Below are 20,114 nucleotides of genomic sequence, written 5' to 3' on the forward strand. Positions count from 1 at the left end.
ACGTTATTACCTTGAACCCGGGAACTCTGCCAGCATTAACGGTTCATACTGTCGGAATCTCTGGATTCATCATAGGCAGACCAAGAAAATTTGCGCAGTACGCTGTCGCATTTCGGCAATCGGTTTCACAGCGTTACAAATGGTAAAATTCTGCGCTGGGCAGCCCGTCAAACAGGCTGACATTAGAGATTGCCCGATACACACAGGCCAGAAGCAAGAGCATTATGATTCGAGAAATTCTTGAGTATCCGGACCCACGACTTCGCACCATCGCCAAGCCGGTGGAGGAAGTGACCGATGACATCCGTACGCTGATCGACGACATGTTCGAGACCATGTACGATGCCCGCGGCATTGGCCTGGCCGCGACCCAGGTGGATGTACACAAGCAGATCATCGTAATGGATCTGTCCGAAGATAAAACCGAGCCGCGGGTGTTCATCAACCCGAAAGTGGAAGTGCTGGATGGCGAGCTCGAAGCCATGCAGGAAGGCTGCCTGTCGGTACCGGGGTTCTATGAAGATGTGAAGCGCATCGAGCACTGCCGGATTACCGCCAGGGATCGCGACGGCAAGGAGTTTGTCCTGGAGGCTGAAGGCCTGCTGGCAGTTTGCATCCAGCATGAAATGGACCACCTGAATGGCAAGCTGTTTGTCGATTACCTGAGCCAGCTCAAACGTAATCGCATTCGCAAGAAGCTGGAAAAGCTGCACAAGCAGAGCGCCTGAGGCGCTGCCAGCATAGACCGAATTCAGGACCGGGTTACGACCCGGTTTTTTCGTATCAACGACACAGAGAAGCAACCAACGTGCGCATTGTGTTTGCCGGCACGCCGGATTTCGCCGCCACCGCCCTGAAAACCCTGCTGAATGCCGGTTACGACATCGTCGGCGTTTACACCCAGCCTGATCGCCCCGCCGGCCGCGGCCGAAAACTGATGCCCAGCCCGGTCAAACAGGTGGCACTGGATACTGGTATTCCCGTGTATCAGCCGGTCAGTCTGAAGCCAGAAGAGGCCCAACAGGAACTGGCGTCACTGCAACCGGATGTGATGATCGTGGCTGCCTATGGCCTGATTCTGCCCAAGGCAGTGCTGAACATACCAACCCATGGCTGCCTGAACATTCACGCCTCCCTGCTGCCGCGATGGCGTGGCGCCGCCCCTATCCAGCGGGCGATTGCCGCCGGCGATGCCGAAACCGGAATCACCATCATGCAGATGGACGAGGGCCTGGATACCGGCGACATGTTGCTGAAACTGGGCACCCCCATCAATGCCGACGATACCGGCGGCAGCCTGCATGACCGGCTGGCCGAGATGGGCGGCAAGGCCATTGTGCAGGCCTTGGAGAGGCTGACCAACAACGATCTGACCGGCGAAGTCCAGAATGAGGCAGAGGCCAACTACGCCCATAAGCTGTCGAAGGAAGAGGGCCACATCGACTGGAGCCAAAACGCGCAGGAGATCGAACGACTGATTCGCGCCTTCAACCCCTGGCCCGGTACCTTTACCGATCTTGGCGAGCAACGTATCCGTATTCATCAGGCCAGCGCCCTGAAGCAGGACAGCGACAAAGGTCCCGGCACCGTGATTGCCCGGGAGCGGGACGGTGTAGACGTTGCCTGCGGCACCGGCACCCTCAGAATCACTTCCGTGCAGTTACCAGGCAGCAAGGCCCAGAGCATCAACGACCTGATCAATGGTGGCAAGCAGGTGCTGCTGCCCGGCCAGGAGCTGAACTGACCATGGCTTACCAGCCCCTGCCATTCCGCGCCATTGCCGCCAACGTATTGCTGGCGGTGGAACAGGGCCAGTCGTTATCCCAATGCCTGCCACCCGCCCTGAACCAGTTACCCCCGGAACAACGGCCACAACTGCAAGCTATCTGTTACGGTGCCTGCCGCTGGTTTCACCGGCTTGAGAGCGAGCTGAACCAGCGCCTGAAAAAGCCCCTGCGCAAGCCGGACCGGATCATTCACCACCTGATGCTGGTGGCCCTGTTTCAGTTACGTTACAGCGAACAGGCCACCTACGCGGTACTGAACGAAACCGTGGAGGCTTGCCGGGCACTGGACAAGCCCCACCTGACCGGTCTGGTCAACGGAGTGCTGCGGGCCGCCGAACGGGAAGGGGCGCCAGCGCCGAAAGACGATAGTGGCCGCTTCAGTCATCCGGTGTGGATGGTGGAGAAGCTTCGCCACAACTGGCCGGACGATTGGCAGGCCATCCTTGAAGCCAACAACCAGCAGGCACCCATGACCCTGCGGGTCAATGCCCTGCGCTTCAAACGCGACGAGTACCTGAACCTGTTGTCGGAAGCCGGCATTGAGGCCCGCGCCACGCGCTTTGCCCCCAGCGGCATCCAGCTCCAACGGCCGGTGCCGGTGGACCGACTGCCCTGGTTCGAGGACGGCGCGGTCAGTGTTCAGGACGAAGCCGCCCAATTGTGTACGACTTTGATGGATCTGCAGCCAGGCCAGAGGGTACTGGATGCCTGCGCCGCGCCGGGCGGCAAGACCTGCGCCATCCTTGAAGCCTGTGGCGCACTGGACGAAGTGGTGGCCATCGACGAATCCGCCGAGCGCCTGCCCCGGGTCCAGGAAAACCTGGACCGGCTCGACCTGCAGGCCACCCTGACCCAGGCCGATGCCGCCGATATCGACAGCTGGTGGGACGGCACGCCCTTCGACCGCATCCTGCTGGACGTTCCCTGCAGCGCTACCGGCGTGATTCGCCGGCACCCGGACATCAAACTGCTGCGCCGGGAATCCGATATTGTGCCGCTGGCCAGTATCCAGCTTGGCCTGCTGGAGGCCATGTGGTCTATCCTGAAGCCCGGTGGGCGACTGGTGTATGCCACCTGTTCGGTGTTTCCACAGGAGAACCACCGTATAATCCAGCGATTCCTGAAGCAGCAGAATCAGGCAACGCTGAAGTGTATCGAGGCAGACTGGGGCCGGGACATGAACACCGGGCGTCAGCTGTTCCCAGACCCGGACAGCCATGACGGCTTTTTCTACGCCGTGCTGGAGAAACCTGAACCATGAAAATCCTGATTCTCGGCGCCGGCCAGGTCGGCGGCACCCTGGCGGAAAACCTGGCAAACGAAGCCAACGACATCACCGTGGTGGACAACGACAGCGCCCGCCTTCGTGAACTGCAGGACCGGCTCGATATCCGCACCATGCATGGCCGCGCCTCCTATCCCACGGTATTGCGACAGGCCGGTGCCGAAGATGCCGACATGATCATCGCGGTCACCAACAGCGATGAAACCAACATGGTGGCGTGCCAGGTCTCCAAGCTGCTGTACAAGACCCCCACTACCATCTGCCGGGTGCGGGCCGGCGCCTATCTGGCCAAGCCGGAACTGTTCTACAACCGGGATACGGTCAAGGACCTGGACAGCCTGAGAGGCTTCCCCCTGGACGTTCTGATCAGTCCGGAACATCTGGTGACCCAGCACATTACCCGGCTGATTGAATACCCCGGTGCTCTGCAGGTACTGGAGTTCTCCAAGGGCCTGACCCGACTGGTCGCCATTCGCGCCACCGAGGGCGGCCCGCTGGTGGGGCACGAACTGTCCTACCTGCGCACCCACATGCCCAAGATCGATACCCGGGTGGCGGCGATTTTCCGCAAGGACCGGGCGATCATGCCCCAGGGCGATACCGTGATTGAAGACGGCGACGAAGTGTTCTTCATCGCCGCTGCCGACCATATCCGTTCGGTGATGAGTGAACTGCAACCGCTGGAGAAGCCCTACAAACGCATCTTTATCTGCGGCGGTGGCAACATCGGCTACCGGCTGGCCAACACCCTGGAAGACCGCTACCAGGTGAAACTCCTGGAACGGGACCATGAACGCTGCGTGATGCTGTCCGAGCGCCTGCGCAAGACCGTGGTACTGGAAGGTAACGCGGCCAACAAGGACATCCTGCTGGAAGAGAACATCGAAAATACCGATGTGTTCTGCGCCGTCACCAACGACGACGAAGCCAACATCATGGCCTCGTTGCTGGCCAAACGACTGGGTGCCCGCAAGGTCCTGACCCTGATCAACAATCCGGATTACGTGGATCTGATCCAGGGCGGCGATATCGACGTGGCCATCTCACCCCAGCAGACCACCATCGGCAGCCTGCTTACCCACGTGCGCCGGGGTGACGTGGTGAACGTGCACGCCCTGCGCCGGGGCGCGGCCGAAGCCATTGAGGCCATCGCCCACGGCGACCACCGTTCCTCCAAGGTGGTTGGCAAGCGCCTGGACGAAATCAATCTGCCATCCGGAACGACCATTGGTGCCATTGTCCGGCACAACGAAGTGCTCATCGCCCATGACCACCTGCGGGTGCAACCAGACGACCACGTGATCCTGTTCCTGGTGGACAAATCACGCATCCGGGACGTCGAGAAACTGTTCCAGGTGGGCCTCACGTTCTTCTGATTGATCTCAGGCAAAACAACACCCTGGCTGGCACTTAGAAATGCGGCGCCGGCCAGCGTATAATGCGCGTTTTCAAATTTTCGGAGTGCCCCGGAACCGGGGCCCACACACAGACTGACCAGCAGGCAAACGTCGTGACAGACAAGGCAACCAACAACTCCGCGCCGGACATCAAGACCTTCCAGGGTCTGATCCTGGCATTGCAGAATTTCTGGGCGCAGCACGGCTGCGTGGTTCTCCAGCCCCTGGACATGGAAGTGGGCGCCGGTACCTTCCACCCGGCCACCTTCCTGCGATCCATTGGTCCGGAAACCTGGAACTCCGCCTACGTCCAGCCCAGCCGCCGCCCCACCGACGGCCGTTACGGCGAGAACCCCAACCGCCTGCAGCACTACTACCAGTTCCAGGTGGTTCTGAAGCCGTCTCCGGACAACATTCAGGAGCTGTACCTGGATTCTCTGCGCGCCCTGGGCCTGGACCCGTTGGTGCACGACATCCGCTTTGTCGAAGACAACTGGGAATCGCCGACCCTGGGCGCCTGGGGCCTGGGCTGGGAAATCTGGCTGAACGGTATGGAAGTGACCCAGTTCACTTACTTCCAGCAGGTAGGCGGCCTGGAATGCTATCCGGTCACCGGCGAGCTGACCTACGGCCTTGAGCGTATCGCCATGTACCTGCAGGGCGTCGACAGCGTGTACGACCTGGTCTGGACCAATGGCCCGGATGGCGTGGTCACTTACGGCGACGTGTTCCACCAGCAAGAGGTGGAGATGTCCACCTACAACTTCGAACACGCCGACACCGAGTTCCTGTTCCACAGCTTCGATGTCTATGAGCGGGAAAGCGCCCGCCTGATCGACGCCGGCCTGCCGCTGCCGGCCTATGAGCAGGTGCTCAAGGCCTCCCACACTTTCAACCTGCTGGACGCCCGTCACGCCATCTCCGTGACCGAGCGCCAGCGTTTCATCCTGCGTGTACGCACCCTGGCCCGTTCTGTTGCTCAGGCCTACTTCGAGAGCCGTCGCAAGCTGGGCTTCCCGCTGGCCCCGGAACACCTCCGCAAGGAAGTGCTGGCCGCCGCTGAAGCCGCCGACGCCAAGGCCAGTAAAAAGGGCAAGAAAGCCAACAAGGCACCGCAGGAACAGGGGAACGCATAATCATGGCAACTCAGGATTTTCTGGTCGAACTGGGCACCGAGGAACTGCCTCCGAAAGCCCTCAAGCCACTGTCTGACTCCTTCACCCAGGGCATTGTCAAAGGCCTGGAAGAAGCCGGCGTGGCCTTTGGTGCGGTGGAAAGCTTCGCAGCACCCCGTCGTCTGGCGGTACGGATCCGGGACCTGGCCGATGCCCAGCCGGACAAATCGGTGGAAAAGCGCGGCCCGGCCGTGAAAGCGGCGTTTGATGACTCCGGTAACCCGACCCGGGCGTTGACCGGCTTCGCCACCTCCCTGGGGATTACCCCGGATCAGCTCGACACCATGGAGACCGACAAGGGTGCCTGGCTGGTGTACCGTACCGTTGAGAAGGGCAAGCCCACCGTAGAACTGATGCCGGATCTGGTCGAGAAATCCCTGGCCGCCCTGCCCATTCCCAAGCGTATGCGCTGGGGTGCCTGGAAGACGGAATTCGTGCGCCCGGTGCACTGGCTGATTCTGTTGTACGGCAACAAGGTGATTGAAGCACCGGTGATGAACCTCAAGCCCGGCAACAAGACCCGTGGCCACCGGTTCCACTGCCCGAAAGAGCTGATTGTGCCCACCCCGGCCGACTACGAAGTGGTGCTCAAGCAGGAAGGCTACGTACTGGCAGACTTCGCCGAGCGTCGTGAGCAGATCCGCGCCGGCGTGGCCGCGCTGGCAGAGAAAGAAGCCGGCGGCAAGGCCGTGATCGACGAAGACCTGCTGGACGAAGTGACGGCCCTGAACGAATGGCCGGTACCCTTGATGGGGCGCTTCGAGGAGCGCTTCCTGGATGTACCCGCCGAAGCCCTGATCTCCTCCATGAAGGAACATCAGAAGTACTTCCACGTGGTCGATGCCGACGGGAAGATGCTGCCGCTGTTTATCACCGTGGCCAACCTGGAGAGTAAAGACCCGGCCCAGGTGATTTCCGGTAACGAGAAAGTGATTCGCCCGCGCCTGTCCGACGCCGCCTTCTTCTACGACACCGACCGCAAGACCAGGCTGGAAGACCGCATCGAGGCACTCAAGCCCATCGTGTTCCAGGACAAGCTGGGCAGCATCTACGACAAATCTGTACGGGTAGCAGCCCTGGCCAAAAAGATTGCCGAAGCCATCAACAGCGACCCGGCTCTGGCCGAGCGGGCTTCCATGCTGGCCAAGACCGACCTGGTCACCGAAATGGTGCTGGAGTTCACCGACCTGCAGGGCATCATGGGCCAGTACTACGCTGCCAACGACGGCGAACATGCCGATGTCGCCAAGGCCCTGAACGAGCAGTACATGCCGCGCTTTGCCGGCGACGATCTGCCCACCACCCTGACCGGCTGCGCCGTGGCCATCGCCGACCGCATCGATTCCCTGGTCGGCCTGTTCGGCATTAACCAGCCGCCGTCCGGTACCCGGGACCCGTTCGCCCTGCGTCGTGCTTCTCTCGGTGTGCTGCGCATCATCATCGAACGTGAACTGCCGCTGGACCTGCAGACGGTGTGCGAGTGGGCGGAACAGAACTTTACCGTGCTGACCGAGAAGAACACCGCCAGCACCGTGGTGGACTACATGCTGGAGCGTTTCCGTGCCCACTATGATGAGCAGGGCATCGGCGCCGAAGTGTACCTGGCTGTGCACGCCCGCCGCCCAACCCGCCCGCTGGACTTCGATCGCCGGGTAAAAGCCGTGGAAGCCTTCCGCCAGCTGCCGGAAGCCCAGGCTCTGGCAGGCGCCAACAAGCGGGTTTCCAACATCCTCACCAAACAGGGTGGTGACAGCATCGGCGAGACCGTAGACAACACACTGTTGCAGGACGCTGCCGAGAAGACCCTGGCCGCGAAGGTGGAAGAGCAGGCACAGAAAGTACTGCCGATGTTCGAGCAGGGTGACTACGCCAGTGCGCTGACGTCGCTGGCCAGCCTGCGTGAGCCGGTCGACACCTTCTTTGATGAAGTGATGGTGATGGCAGACGAAGAAGCCGTGCGCAACAATCGTCTGGCACTGCTGAACCGCCTGCGCAACCTGTTCCTGCGGGTTGCCGACATCTCCCTGCTGCCCACAGCAGGCTGAGACACACAGGCCGCTGGTTCACGATAAACCAGCGGCCCGCCTGTCCTGCTTTTCCACTCAGCTGCGCCAGAAGTCCGGCGACAACATCACAAACACACTCAACAGTTCCAACCGGCCCAGAATCATGGCGCCCATCAGGACCCATTTGGCCGCATCCGGCAACGTCTGGAAATTGCCTGCAGGACCGATTGTATCGCCCAGTCCTGGCCCGACATTCGTCAAAGCCGTAGCCGCTCCGGAAAGGCTGGTCACCAGATCCAGTCCCAATGCACCCAGAATCGCCGTCACCAGCGCCAGCGTCGCCAGAAAGATGAAAGAGAAGGCGACACTGGAGGCCACGATATCGTCACCAATCACCCGCCCGTTGTAGTTGCGGGCAAACACCGCGTGAGGGTGCAGCAAACGACGTACCTGCTCCCTGAGCAAAAGCATGGACAGCTGAAACCGGAAGATTTTCATGCCACCGGACGTGGACCCGGAACAGCCGCCGACAAAGGTGATGAACAGAAACACCACCACCGCAAACGGGCCCCACAAGGAATAGTCGGTAGAAGCATAGCCCGTGGTGGTCACCACCGACGTAACATTGAACAGCGCTGAAACAAAGGTCTCAAACGGATCTACCGGTTCCCTCAGAACCCGGTAAATGGTCAGCAACGCAGCGACAATCACCAGGAACCGGAGGAAGAAACGCACCTGCTGATCCCGAATCAGGGGCTGGCGCTGCCCGTGAATAAACCGGACAAACAGAAAGAACGGCATGGCGCCCATCGCCATGAATACCGTCGACGCCAGGAGAATGGACGGCGAATCAAACTGCCCCATGGAGCTGTCTGAAGTGGAATAGCCGCCGGTCGATACCGTGGTCAACGCGTGATTCAGTGCCTGAAAGAAACTCATCCCCAGCAGCCAGTAGGTGAGCACGCAACCGAGCGTCAAGCCCAGATAGATGAGTACCAGACTGCGGGCCAGATGGTTGGTGCGGGGCACCGCTTTCTCGTTCCATTCGGACGATTCGGTGGCAAACAGCCGCATACCGCCAATCCGGAGAAACGGCAGGATGGCAACGGCCATACCGATGATCCCGATACCGCCCATCCATTGCATAATCGAACGCCAGAGCAAGATGTCGTCCGGCAGATGATCCAGGCCGGTAAGAACGGTGGAACCGGTGGTGGTCACGCCGGAAATGCTTTCAAAGAAGGCATCGGTCATGCTCAGCTTCATGTCGCTCAGCAGCAGAGGCAAACTGGAGAACAGCGGAATCACAACCCACGCCGACACCGTCAGCATGAACATTTGTTGTTGCCTCAAGGCGTGTTTCTGCCGCCCCGCCAAAGCCAGAGCTGCGGCACCAATGCTGAAACAGACCACCGAGGATTTCACGAACGCCAGCCAATCCGGCGTATCACCGAATACCAGCAGGTTAACCGGAAGGGTCATGAGGAAACTGAGCAGGATGAGCAGAAAACCGAGGATCTGAACAATGGGGATAATGTTCACAGGGCAGGGGGCTCCGATGTCCGGACACAGGCCAGTCGCAACGCCTTACAAGGCAAGGCGGCATCCACGCCGCTGTTATACGCCCATTCAACCGGGTTTACCACTGCCAGGGCGAGGCTTCTGCTTGCCACCGATCCGGACAATCCACGACAGAATTTTTGAATTCCAGCCCGGGGAAGGGGTAGCAAAACCGCCGCCAATGCGTATAATACCGGCCGTTGATCGGCGTGTGGCGCAGCTTGGTAGCGCACTTCGTTCGGGACGAAGGGGTCGCAGGTTCGAATCCTGCCACGCCGACCACTTTCCCGCTTTTGTCTAGTCTTCCCCGTGTTCGACAAGTATTAATTCTTTCAGCTCAAAACCCTTAGCTTCAGCCCGTGCCCTGAACGCCGCCAGCACCTCATCGCTCACCTCCGGCGTGCGCGACATCAGCCACAGGTAATCCCGGTCATACCCGGTGATATACGCGGTGGTGTATTGGTCATCCAGCTCGAACACCACGTAGGACGCATAGAAAGGTCCAAAGAACGAGACTTTCAGGTGGCCTACATTGCTGTCGCCCACAAATACCGCACGGCCTTCGGCTTCTTTCCATTCACCGGCTTCGGCGTTGTAGCCCCGGTTGACCACTTTGATACTGCCGTCATTGTTTAGACTGTATTCGGCGGTAACCTGGCTCAGGCCCTCTTCGAACGAGTGATCCAACCGGGCGATTTCGTACCAGGTGCCCAGGTAGCGCTGCTGGTCAAAACCGGTCACTGGTTCAATGCCCTTGGGCACACCGGTGCAGCCCGTCATCAGAAACAGTAACGCGATTACAGCCAATCCAGTCTTCATGACAAACTCCCAAAGAACAGTCGTGAACCAACCATAGCAAAGCCACAGGCAAAGATCGTCAAACAGGTGTTAAGCTCTAAAACACCCTGGCGCTCGTATACCCAGCGCTAACCAACCAAGGAGTCGAATATGATCGGATACGTCACACTCGGAGTCAGCGATATAGGCCGGGCCAAGCAGTTCTACACGGAGTTGCTGGCAGATCTGGGCGCCAAGGTGCTGATGGACATGGAGCGAATTGCGTTTATTGGCAAAAGCATGGGAGCCCCCATGCTGGCCGTCTGCACCCCGTTCAACGGTGAACCCAACCATCCCGGCAACGGCAACATGGTGGCCATTCCGGCGGGCTCCAAAGAAGCCGTGGATAAGTTTTACCACAAGGCCATTGAACTGGGCGCCACCTGCGATGGCGAACCGGGGCAGCGCATTCCGGACATGTTCTACGGCGCCTATGTGCGCGACCCGGATGGCAACAAGCTGGCGTTCTTCGAATTCGGCTAAGCGTCAACCGCCACCACCCCGGTCGGGTGGTGGCCTTACTGACTTACACCGAGAGATGGCGACGGAAGAGCAACAACGCCGCCGTGAAGAACACCCCGCCAATGGCCATCAGAGCCAGCATCTGTGGCCACACCACCTCCAGCCCCGCACCCCGGTACAGAATGGCCTGGGCCATGCTGACAAAGTGGGTGGTGGGCGCCGCCAGCATCAGATCCTGCACCAGCTCGGGCATGCTTTCCCGGGGCGTGATACCGCCCGACAACAGCTGCAAAGGCAGGATGGTGAGAATCAGCAGCAGGCCAAACTGGGGCATGGTTCGGGCCACGGTGCCGATCAGAATGCCGATCGCGGTGGTGGAAAACAGGTGAATCAGGGCGCCGAGCAGAAACAGCAACACCGACCCAGCCACCGGCACCTGTAGCCAACCCTGAATTACCAGCGTTACCGACAGCGCCGCTGCCAGTAACACCACCAGACCATTGGCCCACACCTTGGACGCCATGATTTCGAAAGGCCGCAACGGCATCACCATCAGATGCTCCACGGTGCCGTGCTCCCGCTCCCGGATCAGTGCTGCCCCGGTAAGAATGATGCTGATCAGGGTCACCTGGGTAATCAGCTCCATGACACCGCCAAACCAGGTTCCGTCCAGGTTGGGGTTGTAACTCACCCGGGTGACCAGCTCGATCGGTAGCCCGGTGCTGGCAGAGCTACCCGGTTGCAGAAACTCCGCCACTTCCGCCATCGCAAAGCGCTGAATGTAATTGGTGCCAATAAAGGCCTGGCTCATGCGGGTGGCGTCGATGTTCAGCTGCAACGCCACCGGGTTGCCCTGCCGGACATCCCGCTCAAAGCCTTCGGGGATTACCAGGGCAAAGGTATGACTGCCCTTGTCCAGCAGGTCGTCGATGGCACTGTAAGCCACCAGATCGGGTTTCAGGAACCACGGCTGCTGGAGCGAATTGATGATGCGGCCAGACAACACTGTCTGGTCTTCGTCCACCACGGCGATCGGTGCGTTGTGAAGCTCCATGGAGCCGGCGGAACCTGCGGTGTAGATCATCACCGTAAACGCCACCAGCACAAACACCATCAATGCCTTGTCCTGCCACAGACTGCGCAGTTCCTTGATGCCGAGGTGCCAGATGTTGCGTAAGGAATTCATGTCAGCGCCCCTGTTTTCTGAGCAACGCCACCGCCATTACGGTCAGCACCGGAACGAACGCCGCCAGGGCCAGGAACGCGCCCTGCATATCCGCCAGCGACAGGCCTTTGGTAAACACGCCACGGCTGATCTGCAGGAACCAGGTCGCCGGCCAGACCGGACCGATCAACGCGCCGGCGCCGCTCAGGGACGACACCGGTTCGGTCAGGCCGGAAAACTGTACGGTCGGCAGTATGGTGAGAATCGCAGTGGCCGCCAGGGCGGCAATCTGGGTCGAGGCAAAGGTCGACATTACCTGACCCAGGGCCGTGGTGGCCGTCACAAAGAGCAGGGCGCCGAAGGTGAGCGTCAGCAGGCTGCCTTTGATCGCGACATCAAACACGTACACCGCCAGCAAGACCAGGCTCACGTAGCTGATCATGCTGAACGCGATGTAGGGCAGCTGTTTGCCCAGCAAGAACTCCACACGGGTAACCGGAGTGACGTACAGGTTGGTGATGGAGCCCAGTTCCTTTTCCCGAACGATGCCCAGGGCCATCAGAATGGCCGGAATAAAGATCAGCAGAATGGGGATAACCGCTGGCACCATCGCATCCAGGCTCCGGAAGTCCTGGTTGTAGCGATACCGGTCCTCCAGCGTGACCAGTGTCAGCGTGGGTACCACGCCCAGAGTGCGCTGGGCCAGCTCCGTCAGGTAACTGATGTGCATGCCTTCAACGTAACCCAGGATGGTCTCGCCCCGGAAAGGCATGGCACCATCCACCCAAACCGCCATTTCGGTCGGTCGCCCCCGTTTCAGGTCTTTGCCGAAGCCCGGCGGAATCTCAATAGCCAGACTCAGCTCGCCGGAGCGCATGCGTTGTTCCAGCTCCTGGATATTCTGCAATTCCGGTTGTTGCAGGAAATACCGGGAGCCGGACACCGCCGCAATGTAATCCCGGCTCTGGGGTGTCTGGTCCCGATCCAGCACGGCGAACGACAGGTCTTCTACATCCAGGGTAATGCCGTAACCCAGGATCAGCATCAACAACGCGGAACCGATAAAGGCGAAGGCCATTCGAATGGGGTCCCGCAACAGTTCCCTCGCTTCCCGGGTGGCGTACGCCAGCAAGCGCCGGGGACTGAACACGGCCGGCCGGTCACCATGACTGGCGGGCTCCAGAGCCAGTTGGTCGGCGCCGGTCTCCGGCTCTTTATCCACCGCTTCCAGGGTTTTCATGAACGCGCCTTCCAGGCTGTCGGTGCCGGAGGCTTCAACCAGTCGATCGGGCGTATCGCAAGCCAATACTTCGCCCGCGTGCATGAGCGAAATCCGGTCGCAGCGCTCACCCTCGTTCATGAAATGGGTGGAGATAAAAATGGTCACGCCATCTTCCCGCGACAGGCGCATCAACAATTGCCAGAACCGGTTGCGGGCCCCCGGGTCGACGCCTGAGGTAGGTTCATCCAGGATCAGCAATTCGGGCTCGTGCACCACGGCCACGGCCAGTGACAGCCGCTGGCGAACCCCAAGTGGCAGGGCGCCTGCTCGCTGGTCCAGTACATCTTCAAGACCGAACTCCCGAACCAGCACCGAAATACGCTCCGGGATTCTGGTGTCCGGCAGGTGAAACAGCCGGGCATGCAGATCCAGATTCTGGCGCACGGTGAGCTCGCCATAGAGCGAGAAGGCCTGGGACATGTAGCCCACCTTCTGCCGGGTGGCCAGGTCTTTGGCATCCAGTGGTTCACCGAACAGCCGGACTTCGCCTTCTGTTGGGGTCAGCAATCCGGTGAGCATTTTCATGGTGGTGGTCTTGCCACAACCGTTGGATCCCAGAAAACCGAAGATCTCGCCTTTCGGGATGGAAAAGCTGACGTTACGAACCGCCGTAAAGCTGCCAAACCGCAGGGTCAGATGCTCAGCCTCAATGGCCGGCGTCTGGTTTTCCCCGGTTGGCTCTCGCTGCGCAGCATTAGCCGTATCGCCGCTTTCCTGCACCTGCCGGTTTTCGGGTAACAGCGCGATGAAGGCATCGTCCAGCGTCTCGGTATTGGTCTGCTCACGGAGTTCGGCCGGTGAGCCTGTAGCCAGTACCTTGCCCTCGTCCATGGCCACCAGCCAGTCGTAACGTTCGGCTTCTTCCATGTAGGCCGTGGCCACCAACACGCTCATACCGCTGCGTTGCCGGCGAATGGTATCGATCAGATCCCAGAAACGCTTGCGGGACAGCGGGTCCACGCCGGTGGTGGGTTCATCCAGAATCAGCAGATCGGGGCTGTGGATAAGGGCACAGCACAGCCCCAGCTTCTGTTTCATACCGCCGGACAGCTTGCCGGCGGGACGGTCCCGGAAAGACAACAACCCAGTAGCTTCAAGCAACCGGTCAATCTGATCCTTCCTGGAGGGGCCTCGCAAACCAAACAGATCGGCGAAGAAGGCGATGTTCTCGTCCACCGTCAGCGTATGGTAGAGATTACCGCCCAGTCCCTGGGGCATATAGGCAATGCGGGGGGCGGACCGGTTACGAAACCGCTGGCTGCGCATATCGCCGCCAAGCACCTGCAACTCGCCGGTCTGCAACTCACGGGCACCGGCAAGCAGGCCCAACAGTGTGGATTTGCCCACCCCGTCCGGGCCGATCAGCCCAACCATGCAGCCAGACGGAAACGTCAGGGAAATATCAGACAGCGCATCGGTTTCCCCGTAGCGATGGCTGACTCCTTCCAGCCGGGCCACGGTCTCAGTCATTGGGCAAAGCCACTTTCAGGCTCTCGGGCCAGGGCTGGCCCTCATCCAGTCTTACGTAGGCTTCGCCGGGTACACCGGTTTTCACCCGGTCCCGATAGGCTTTGAGCAACTCCGGATCAATCCGGATACGAACCCGGAACATCAGCTTCTCCCGCTCGCTGCGGGTTTCCACAGACTTCGGCGTGAACTGGGCTTCGGCGGCGACGAAGCTGACTTCCGCTGGCACCACATAGTCCGGCAGGGCATCAAGAACGATCCGGGCTTCGGAGCCAACCCGGACTTTGCCTGCCTGGGCTGTGGGCAGGAAGATGGTCATGTACACATCGGTGACATCCAGTACCGTGGCTACTTTGCCACCGGCGGCCAGCACCTCGCCCGGCTCCGCCAGCCGATACAGAACCCGGCCACCCACCGGCGTGGTCAACTGGCTGTCATCAATATTGGTCTGGATACGGCGGGCACTGGCTTTGGCAGCTTCGATACTGGCATCGGCAGACGCCACTTGTACTCTGGCGGCCTGCAATGCCGCCTCGGCGGTTTCCGCCGCGGTACGGGCGCGGTCCAACTGCTCCTGAGAGGCATGGCCCCGATCGGCCAGCGATTCAATACGGGCCAGTTCGGCTTGGGCATACCGACGCTCACTTTCCCGTTGGGCCACCACGGCCTCGGCCAGTCGCCGGCTCTGCTCGGCCTGGTGCAAACTGGCTTGCGCCGCTGCCAGGCTGGCCTCAAGTTCGTCGGTATCCATCACAGCCAGCAACATGCCGGCTTCAACCATGTCGCCCTCGCGGACTTCGAAAGATTCCAGGCGTCCGGGTATTCGGGTGGCAATATCAACTTCGGTGGCTTCAATACGACCGTTACCAGAGCCAATATGCTCCGGCACCTGATCGCCTTTCGGCATCAGGTACCAGGCTGCAACGGCAATCAGGGCCACGATCAGCACAACGAGAAAAAGTTTGGGAGCGGTGTTGGTGCTTTTCTGGGCCATGTGTCGTCCTTGAGGGGAAGAATAGGTATGACAAGGTAAGTATAGAGCAGAAGTGTGACGTTCAGGCTGACGGGAATCAAGATAGCTTCCAATCTATCCCGCCCGTCAGCTTGCCGCGAACTCAGTAAGCGCCGCGGATCAGGTCGATACCGGGCTTGAGCACGCTACGCCACGCCTCTCGGAGTTCGGGCGTGTATTCCGGATCGTGAGCGCGAACTGTTTTCAGCAATGCCTCCTGCCAGAGGTCGTACCACTCAGGCTGAATATTGTAATTGTGGCGATTATGGCTTTCTCCCAGATCCCGCAGTTTGCGGTCGGACATACCCCGGGCAACCAGGATGATCTGCATCACACCGTTACGCAGCAGATGGCGCTGAGCAGACATATCCGTGTTCAGAAACCGGTTGCGGATGGCATCGGAGCTGGACATAAAGAAGTCGTAGAAATCCACAAAGAATTCATCCTTGCGGCAGCAGCGACCATAGCTCTGGAAAACAAGATCGGTCGGGTTCATTTGCAATCAGTGTCCTTGATCATCGGAGGGATTGTCATTAAGGGCCACGGATTTTAAGCAAGCGAACAGGTTTTTCCATAGTGATATGTAACAACTGACGTCGATCGCGACAATTTGACGCTCTCTGAATCAGGTGTTGGTGAACCACCAGGTCGGCAACAGGCCCCGCACCGGTCGTTTCAGAAAGCGGTCATCAATCAGCCAGATTACCCCCCGGTCCTCCGGTGTGCGGATCACCCGGCCAGCGGCTTGGGCCACTTTCTGCAAGCCGGGGATCAGGTAGGTGTAGTTATAGCCTTCGCCAAATCGTTGTTGCAGACGGTCTTTGAGGATTTCATGCCAGGCATCAAACGGTGGCAGGCCAAGGGTAGCCACAAAGGCGCCAATCAGCTGGTCACCAGGCAGGTCGATGCCTTCGCTGAACACGCCGCCGAGCACCGCGAAGGCGATGCTGCCTTCAGCCTTCCGAAAGTCCGCCAGGAATTGCCGACGCTGCTCCGCGCTCATCCCCGGTTGTTGTGAACGCTGGGGAATATCAGGTGCCTGTTTTGCCAACGCATCACTCACCTCTTTGGCGTATTTAAAGCTGCTGAAGAACGCCAGGTAGTGGCCCGGCCGTGCCCGGTACTGTTTGGCGATCAGTTCGGCGATGGGCTGCAGGCTGGCTTCACGATGCACCTGCCGGGTGCTGATGCCGGGCGTGAACTCAACCTTCAGTTGTCCGGCGCTGAACGGGCTGGGCAGGGACGTGAAGCGGGCGTCTTCCGGCAAACCAAGCAAGTCCCGGTAATACACGCCGGGGCTGAGGGTTGCGGAGAACAGCAGCACCGAGTGAGCGGCTTTGAAGCGCTCAATGAGGAAATCCGCCGGGATCAGGTTCTGGATGGTCAGGCTGGCCCGGCCACGGCCGCTGCGCTGGAATTCGCACAGGGAATGATCACCAAAGCTGTCCGCCAGTTTCATGAAGGCCACACTTTCGAACATCACTTCCTGCAGGGCCAGGTCCGGCGGGTTGTCAGCCAGGTAATCGGTGATCACCGAGACCATCGCCTGCAGGGCACCCAGCAATTGCGACGGCAGAATCGGCAGGAACACCGGCTGGGCCTGTTCGCCGTGATCCCGGATCAGCGCCTGCCAGGCCCGAGCGGTGCGTTCCAGGGCGGCTTTCACCGGTTTCGGGGCGGTTTTTTTCAGCTTCAACAAGCGCTGCTGTTCCAGCTGCACCGAGTACATGCCCCGGGCCCGGTCTACCAGATTGTGGGCTTCGTCCACCAGCACGCTGGCCTGCCAGTGGTTCTGGCGAATCAGGCCGTGCAGCAGGGCCGACTGATCGAACAGCCGGTTCACATCACCAATCACCAGGTCGCTCCAGCGGACCATTTCCTGGGCCAGGAAGTAGGGGCAAATATCATGACCGGCGGCGATGTTCGCCAATGTCTCTTGAGTTAACGGCTCCTTGCTCTGTACCGCCTCGGCCCGGGCATCGGGCAGGCGGTCGAAGAAGCCCTTTGCCAGCGGGCAGGAGTCGCCGTGGCAGGCTTTGTCCGGGTGTTCGCAGGCGTCGTCCTTCGATACCAGTTCCAGGGTGCGCAGAGGCCAGGGCTGCAACTCATCCCGGGCATGCTGCAACTTATACACAGCGTCCAGCGCCAGCTGCCGGGCGGTGTTGCGGCAGGTGAGGTAGAACAGCCGGTCCTGCCTCGCGGCAGGCATCGCCATCAGGGCCGGGAACAGGGTACCCAGGGTTTTGCCCAGGCCGGTAGGCGCTTCCAGCAGCAGGGTGCCGGCTTTGACCGAGTTCTTGTACACGGTTTCCGCCAGCTGCCGTTGCCGGGGGCGAAAGTCCGGGAAGGGAAAGCGCAGGTTGGCCAGCAGGGCGTCTCGTTGTTCCCGATGGTGTTCTTCCTGCTCGGCCCAGGCTTTGTACAGACCACACAGGGTTTCCAGCTCCTGCCAGAGCTCGTCGGCTTTGGCGGTTTCGGTGAGCAACGTTTCCTTGTCCCGGCCGATGTCGTAGTAGACCAGCGCCAGTTCCACGCTCTTGCGGTTTTCCTGCCGGCACAGCAAAGCGCCATAGGCCCGTAACTGGGCGCGGTGCAAAGCCCGCTGGTGAAGGCGGATGCGGGACACATCGCCCCGGTGAGTCTTGATTTCTTCCAGCCGGTTCTTGTGCGGATGGTAACCATCAGCCCGGCCGGACAGCTCCATTCCGAGAACGAGACCGGTCACTGAAAACTCGCTTTTGTAGCCGTAGCCACGCTTTGACTGGATGGCCTGATGGCCGGCTATGCCCTCCTCGGCGGTGGGTGCAGGAGTGTAGCGAAAATCCAGGTCGCCGTGGCGGGCGGCGAACTCACACAGGGTGCGGACAGCAACTTTCACACAATGGCCTCATCATCCTGCCAGCGCACATAGCACACGCTGGCCGGGATGCCTTGCCGGGCGAAGAACTGCAACCAGCGCACCTGATGGTCCTGCAGGCGGTCGCCAGGGCCTTTCACCTCAATCATTTCATAGCGTTGTTCCGGGTGGTCTGCTTCTGGCACCAGACGGATCAGGTCCGGGAAGCCGCTGCGGTGTTCCTTGATGTTGTTGAGCAGGCGTCGGAACAGGGCCTCCAGGTGGCCCGAGGGAATGCAGTGCAGGGCCAGCTCCAAAAGAGCTTCATCCAAAACCGGCCAGAACACGAAGGGATTGGCGATGCCCTGCTTGTTCTTGAAGGTGTCGAGGATTTCCCGGCGATAGGCGCCAGTGCCCAGCAAACGGAACCTTTGCTCGAACGCCTGCTGGCGACGGGCAACGAAGTCTTCCCGGGTCAGGTCTGCCGGACCAATATGGAACGGATGGAAGAAGGCGCCGGGCAGGGGCTGGAAGATCACCGGCCAGCACAGCAGACCGAACAGGGCGTTGATCAGGGTGTTTTCCACATAGAACACCGGGGCGTCATCCGTGGCCAGATGTTGCAGCGCTGCCCACTCCACCGTACCCGTGTCCGGCTTCGGCAATGTGAGGGTGAATTCCTGCAGCGGGGGGTTGTCCACAGGCTTGGGCTGGTCGGCCCCTACCTTCGGCGCCAGCCGCTTCAGCAACCGGGTCAGGCCCTGGGCTTCGGCGTCGCTCAGCGCACTGGTTCGCCACTGACAGGCTATGCCCCAGGCCTCATGAAAACGCTTCATCCGTTCCAGCAAGCGAAGCTGTTTCAGCCGCGCTTCCCGGTGTCCGCTGTTTTCCAGAACCTCAAGTGCCAGTTCCCGTTCGCCCTGTCGCTCCGCCTGCCGGCCCAGTTCCAGCAACAACCGGTCCCGGCGGCTGGTGAGCCAGGGGTTATCCACAGGCCCCGGAACATCGGGCCAGACGTCGACCGCCGGTTCGCCGTTGTCGAGTCGCTCCCGGCATGCATGCATCTGCAGGTAGCAATCCACCTCTGCCCGCTGCTGGAAGGCCCGGGATGCCGGGGTAAATGGCACAGACTCGAACTGCTGTACGCCCAGTTCCACCAGTACAAAGTCGGTCCAGCTCTGGCGCAGGTTGCCGAAGAACATCAGGCGGATGCGGTCGAACAGGGCCATGTCCTTCAACCGGACCACAGTCGAAGCCTCACCGCCACCAGGCAGCCAAGCCCCCAGGGCTCTTGGTGCATTGAACGGTTCCGCCAGCAGCGCCCGCATCCGGGCCTTGCCCAGAGTTTTCGGGTGACCCTGCTGTTGCAACCAATCGGCGAACACCGGCCGTAATTCGGCCAGGGTAAACAGCCGGAACAGGTCGTCCAGGCTTAGCTCCGGCGCAGGATCCAGCCAGCTCGCCTGCACCAGTGTCCTGAGTGCTTCCGATTCCGGCACCGGCAGTTCGGGATAACGCAGCTTGTCGGCCCGGAACAGCTCTCCGGTGCGCATTACCATGCGGGTCAGCAGCGCCCGGGGCCCGGTGGCCAGGCCGCTGAAGGCCGCCAGCCGGTTTCGCTCCTGTTCCGTTAACAGGTCCGCGTGGTGGTTCGCTACCCAGGCCACCAGAATATCCATGTTCTCCAGATAATAGAGCGGATCATCCAGGCTGGCGGGAACCGGTCGGTGCTTGATCATAGGAATGCAGACGTTGGATTGGCAGAGAGGCACAAACTTTACGCCGGAAGGCGGATAGGCTCAAACCTGTTCCATGCACAAAAATTAATCATCACGAGCCTTGC

General features: G+C 60.4%; 15 protein-coding genes and 1 tRNA gene. 8 read left to right on the forward strand and 8 right to left on the reverse strand.

What is annotated here, in order from left to right; all coding sequences use genetic code 11:
- The first annotated feature begins 221 nt into the window (after window positions 1-221).
- The 6 genes from def (at window position 222) to glyS (ending at window position 7,689) form a co-directional block, all read left to right on the forward strand.
- Complete coding sequence (gene def, locus ACAM27_RS02365; RefSeq protein WP_197535995.1) at window positions 222-728, forward strand: peptide deformylase; 507 nt, start codon at window positions 222-224, stop codon at window positions 726-728.
- Between the two features lie 80 nt (window positions 729-808).
- A complete protein-coding gene (gene fmt, locus ACAM27_RS02370; RefSeq protein WP_369612479.1) occupies window positions 809-1,744 on the forward strand; it encodes a methionyl-tRNA formyltransferase in 936 nt (311 codons plus the stop codon).
- Window positions 1,745-1,746: 2 nt separating this feature from the next.
- On the forward strand, window positions 1,747-3,048 hold the full coding sequence (gene rsmB, locus ACAM27_RS02375; protein ID WP_222534157.1) for a 16S rRNA (cytosine(967)-C(5))-methyltransferase RsmB: 1,302 nt from the start codon (window positions 1,747-1,749) through the stop codon (window positions 3,046-3,048).
- Window positions 3,045-4,448: a Trk system potassium transporter TrkA gene (gene trkA, locus ACAM27_RS02380; protein ID WP_014420019.1), complete on the forward strand. Its 1,404-nt coding sequence runs from the start codon at window positions 3,045-3,047 to the stop codon at window positions 4,446-4,448. Before rsmB ends, trkA begins: the two co-directional genes overlap by 4 nt.
- Before the next feature lie 134 nt (window positions 4,449-4,582).
- Window positions 4,583-5,605: a glycine--tRNA ligase subunit alpha gene (glyQ, locus tag ACAM27_RS02385; protein WP_036149746.1), complete on the forward strand. Its 1,023-nt coding sequence runs from the start codon at window positions 4,583-4,585 to the stop codon at window positions 5,603-5,605.
- A 2-nt stretch (window positions 5,606-5,607) separates the two neighbouring features.
- Complete coding sequence (glyS, locus tag ACAM27_RS02390; RefSeq protein WP_369612480.1) at window positions 5,608-7,689, forward strand: glycine--tRNA ligase subunit beta; 2,082 nt, start codon at window positions 5,608-5,610, stop codon at window positions 7,687-7,689.
- Window positions 7,690-7,746: 57 nt separating this feature from the next.
- Here the strand turns inward: glyS and ACAM27_RS02395 are convergent, their stop codons facing one another.
- Window positions 7,747-9,192, reverse strand: a complete 1,446-nt coding sequence (locus ACAM27_RS02395; protein WP_022992647.1) for a TrkH family potassium uptake protein — start codon at window positions 9,190-9,192, stop codon at window positions 7,747-7,749.
- 223 nt (window positions 9,193-9,415) lie between these two features.
- Between ACAM27_RS02395 and ACAM27_RS02400 the strand changes: the two genes are divergently transcribed.
- A tRNA-Pro gene (locus ACAM27_RS02400) sits at window positions 9,416-9,492 on the forward strand.
- Between the two features lie 15 nt (window positions 9,493-9,507).
- Here the strand turns inward: ACAM27_RS02400 and ACAM27_RS02405 are convergent.
- Entirely contained in the window at window positions 9,508-10,029 is a 522-nt protein-coding gene (locus ACAM27_RS02405) for a lipocalin family protein (protein ID WP_222198176.1), read from the reverse strand.
- A 129-nt stretch (window positions 10,030-10,158) separates the two neighbouring features.
- Between ACAM27_RS02405 and ACAM27_RS02410 the strand changes: the two genes are divergently transcribed.
- Window positions 10,159-10,530 (forward strand): VOC family protein, encoded by a 372-nt coding sequence (locus tag ACAM27_RS02410; protein ID WP_222198175.1) that lies wholly within the window; start codon window positions 10,159-10,161, stop codon window positions 10,528-10,530.
- Window positions 10,531-10,573: 43 nt separating this feature from the next.
- On the opposite strand, the gene ACAM27_RS02415 is transcribed toward ACAM27_RS02410, so the two are convergent.
- The 6 genes from ACAM27_RS02415 to ACAM27_RS02440 all read right to left on the reverse strand — a co-directional run bounded on the left by ACAM27_RS02415 (window position 10,574) and on the right by ACAM27_RS02440 (window position 20,010).
- Window positions 10,574-11,695, reverse strand: coding sequence for an ABC transporter permease (locus tag ACAM27_RS02415; protein ID WP_206854291.1), 1,122 nt, complete (start codon window positions 11,693-11,695; stop codon window positions 10,574-10,576).
- Window position 11,696: 1 nt separating this feature from the next.
- Entirely contained in the window at window positions 11,697-14,426 is a 2,730-nt protein-coding gene (gene rbbA, locus ACAM27_RS02420; protein WP_222198174.1) for a ribosome-associated ATPase/putative transporter RbbA, read from the reverse strand.
- On the reverse strand, window positions 14,419-15,417 hold the full coding sequence (locus ACAM27_RS02425; protein ID WP_022992636.1) for an HlyD family secretion protein: 999 nt from the start codon (window positions 15,415-15,417) through the stop codon (window positions 14,419-14,421). The genes rbbA and ACAM27_RS02425 overlap by 8 nt, the downstream gene beginning before the upstream one ends.
- A 121-nt stretch (window positions 15,418-15,538) precedes the next feature.
- Window positions 15,539-15,931, reverse strand: a complete 393-nt coding sequence (locus ACAM27_RS02430; protein ID WP_011783597.1) for a globin domain-containing protein — start codon at window positions 15,929-15,931, stop codon at window positions 15,539-15,541.
- 129 nt (window positions 15,932-16,060) lie between these two features.
- Window positions 16,061-18,313 carry a helicase C-terminal domain-containing protein gene (locus tag ACAM27_RS02435; RefSeq protein ID WP_369612481.1) on the reverse strand — a complete coding sequence of 751 codons (2,253 nt, stop codon included), beginning with the start codon at window positions 18,311-18,313 and terminating at the stop codon, window positions 16,061-16,063.
- Window positions 18,310-20,010, reverse strand: a complete 1,701-nt coding sequence (locus ACAM27_RS02440; RefSeq protein WP_222198172.1) for a VRR-NUC domain-containing protein — start codon at window positions 20,008-20,010, stop codon at window positions 18,310-18,312. The genes ACAM27_RS02435 and ACAM27_RS02440 overlap by 4 nt, the downstream gene beginning before the upstream one ends.
- Window positions 20,011-20,114: the final 104 nt, after the last annotated feature.

It is taken from the genome of Marinobacter sp. RI1 (genome assembly GCF_041155085.1).
In the GTDB taxonomy this organism is placed as follows: domain Bacteria; phylum Pseudomonadota; class Gammaproteobacteria; order Pseudomonadales; family Oleiphilaceae; genus Marinobacter; species Marinobacter nauticus.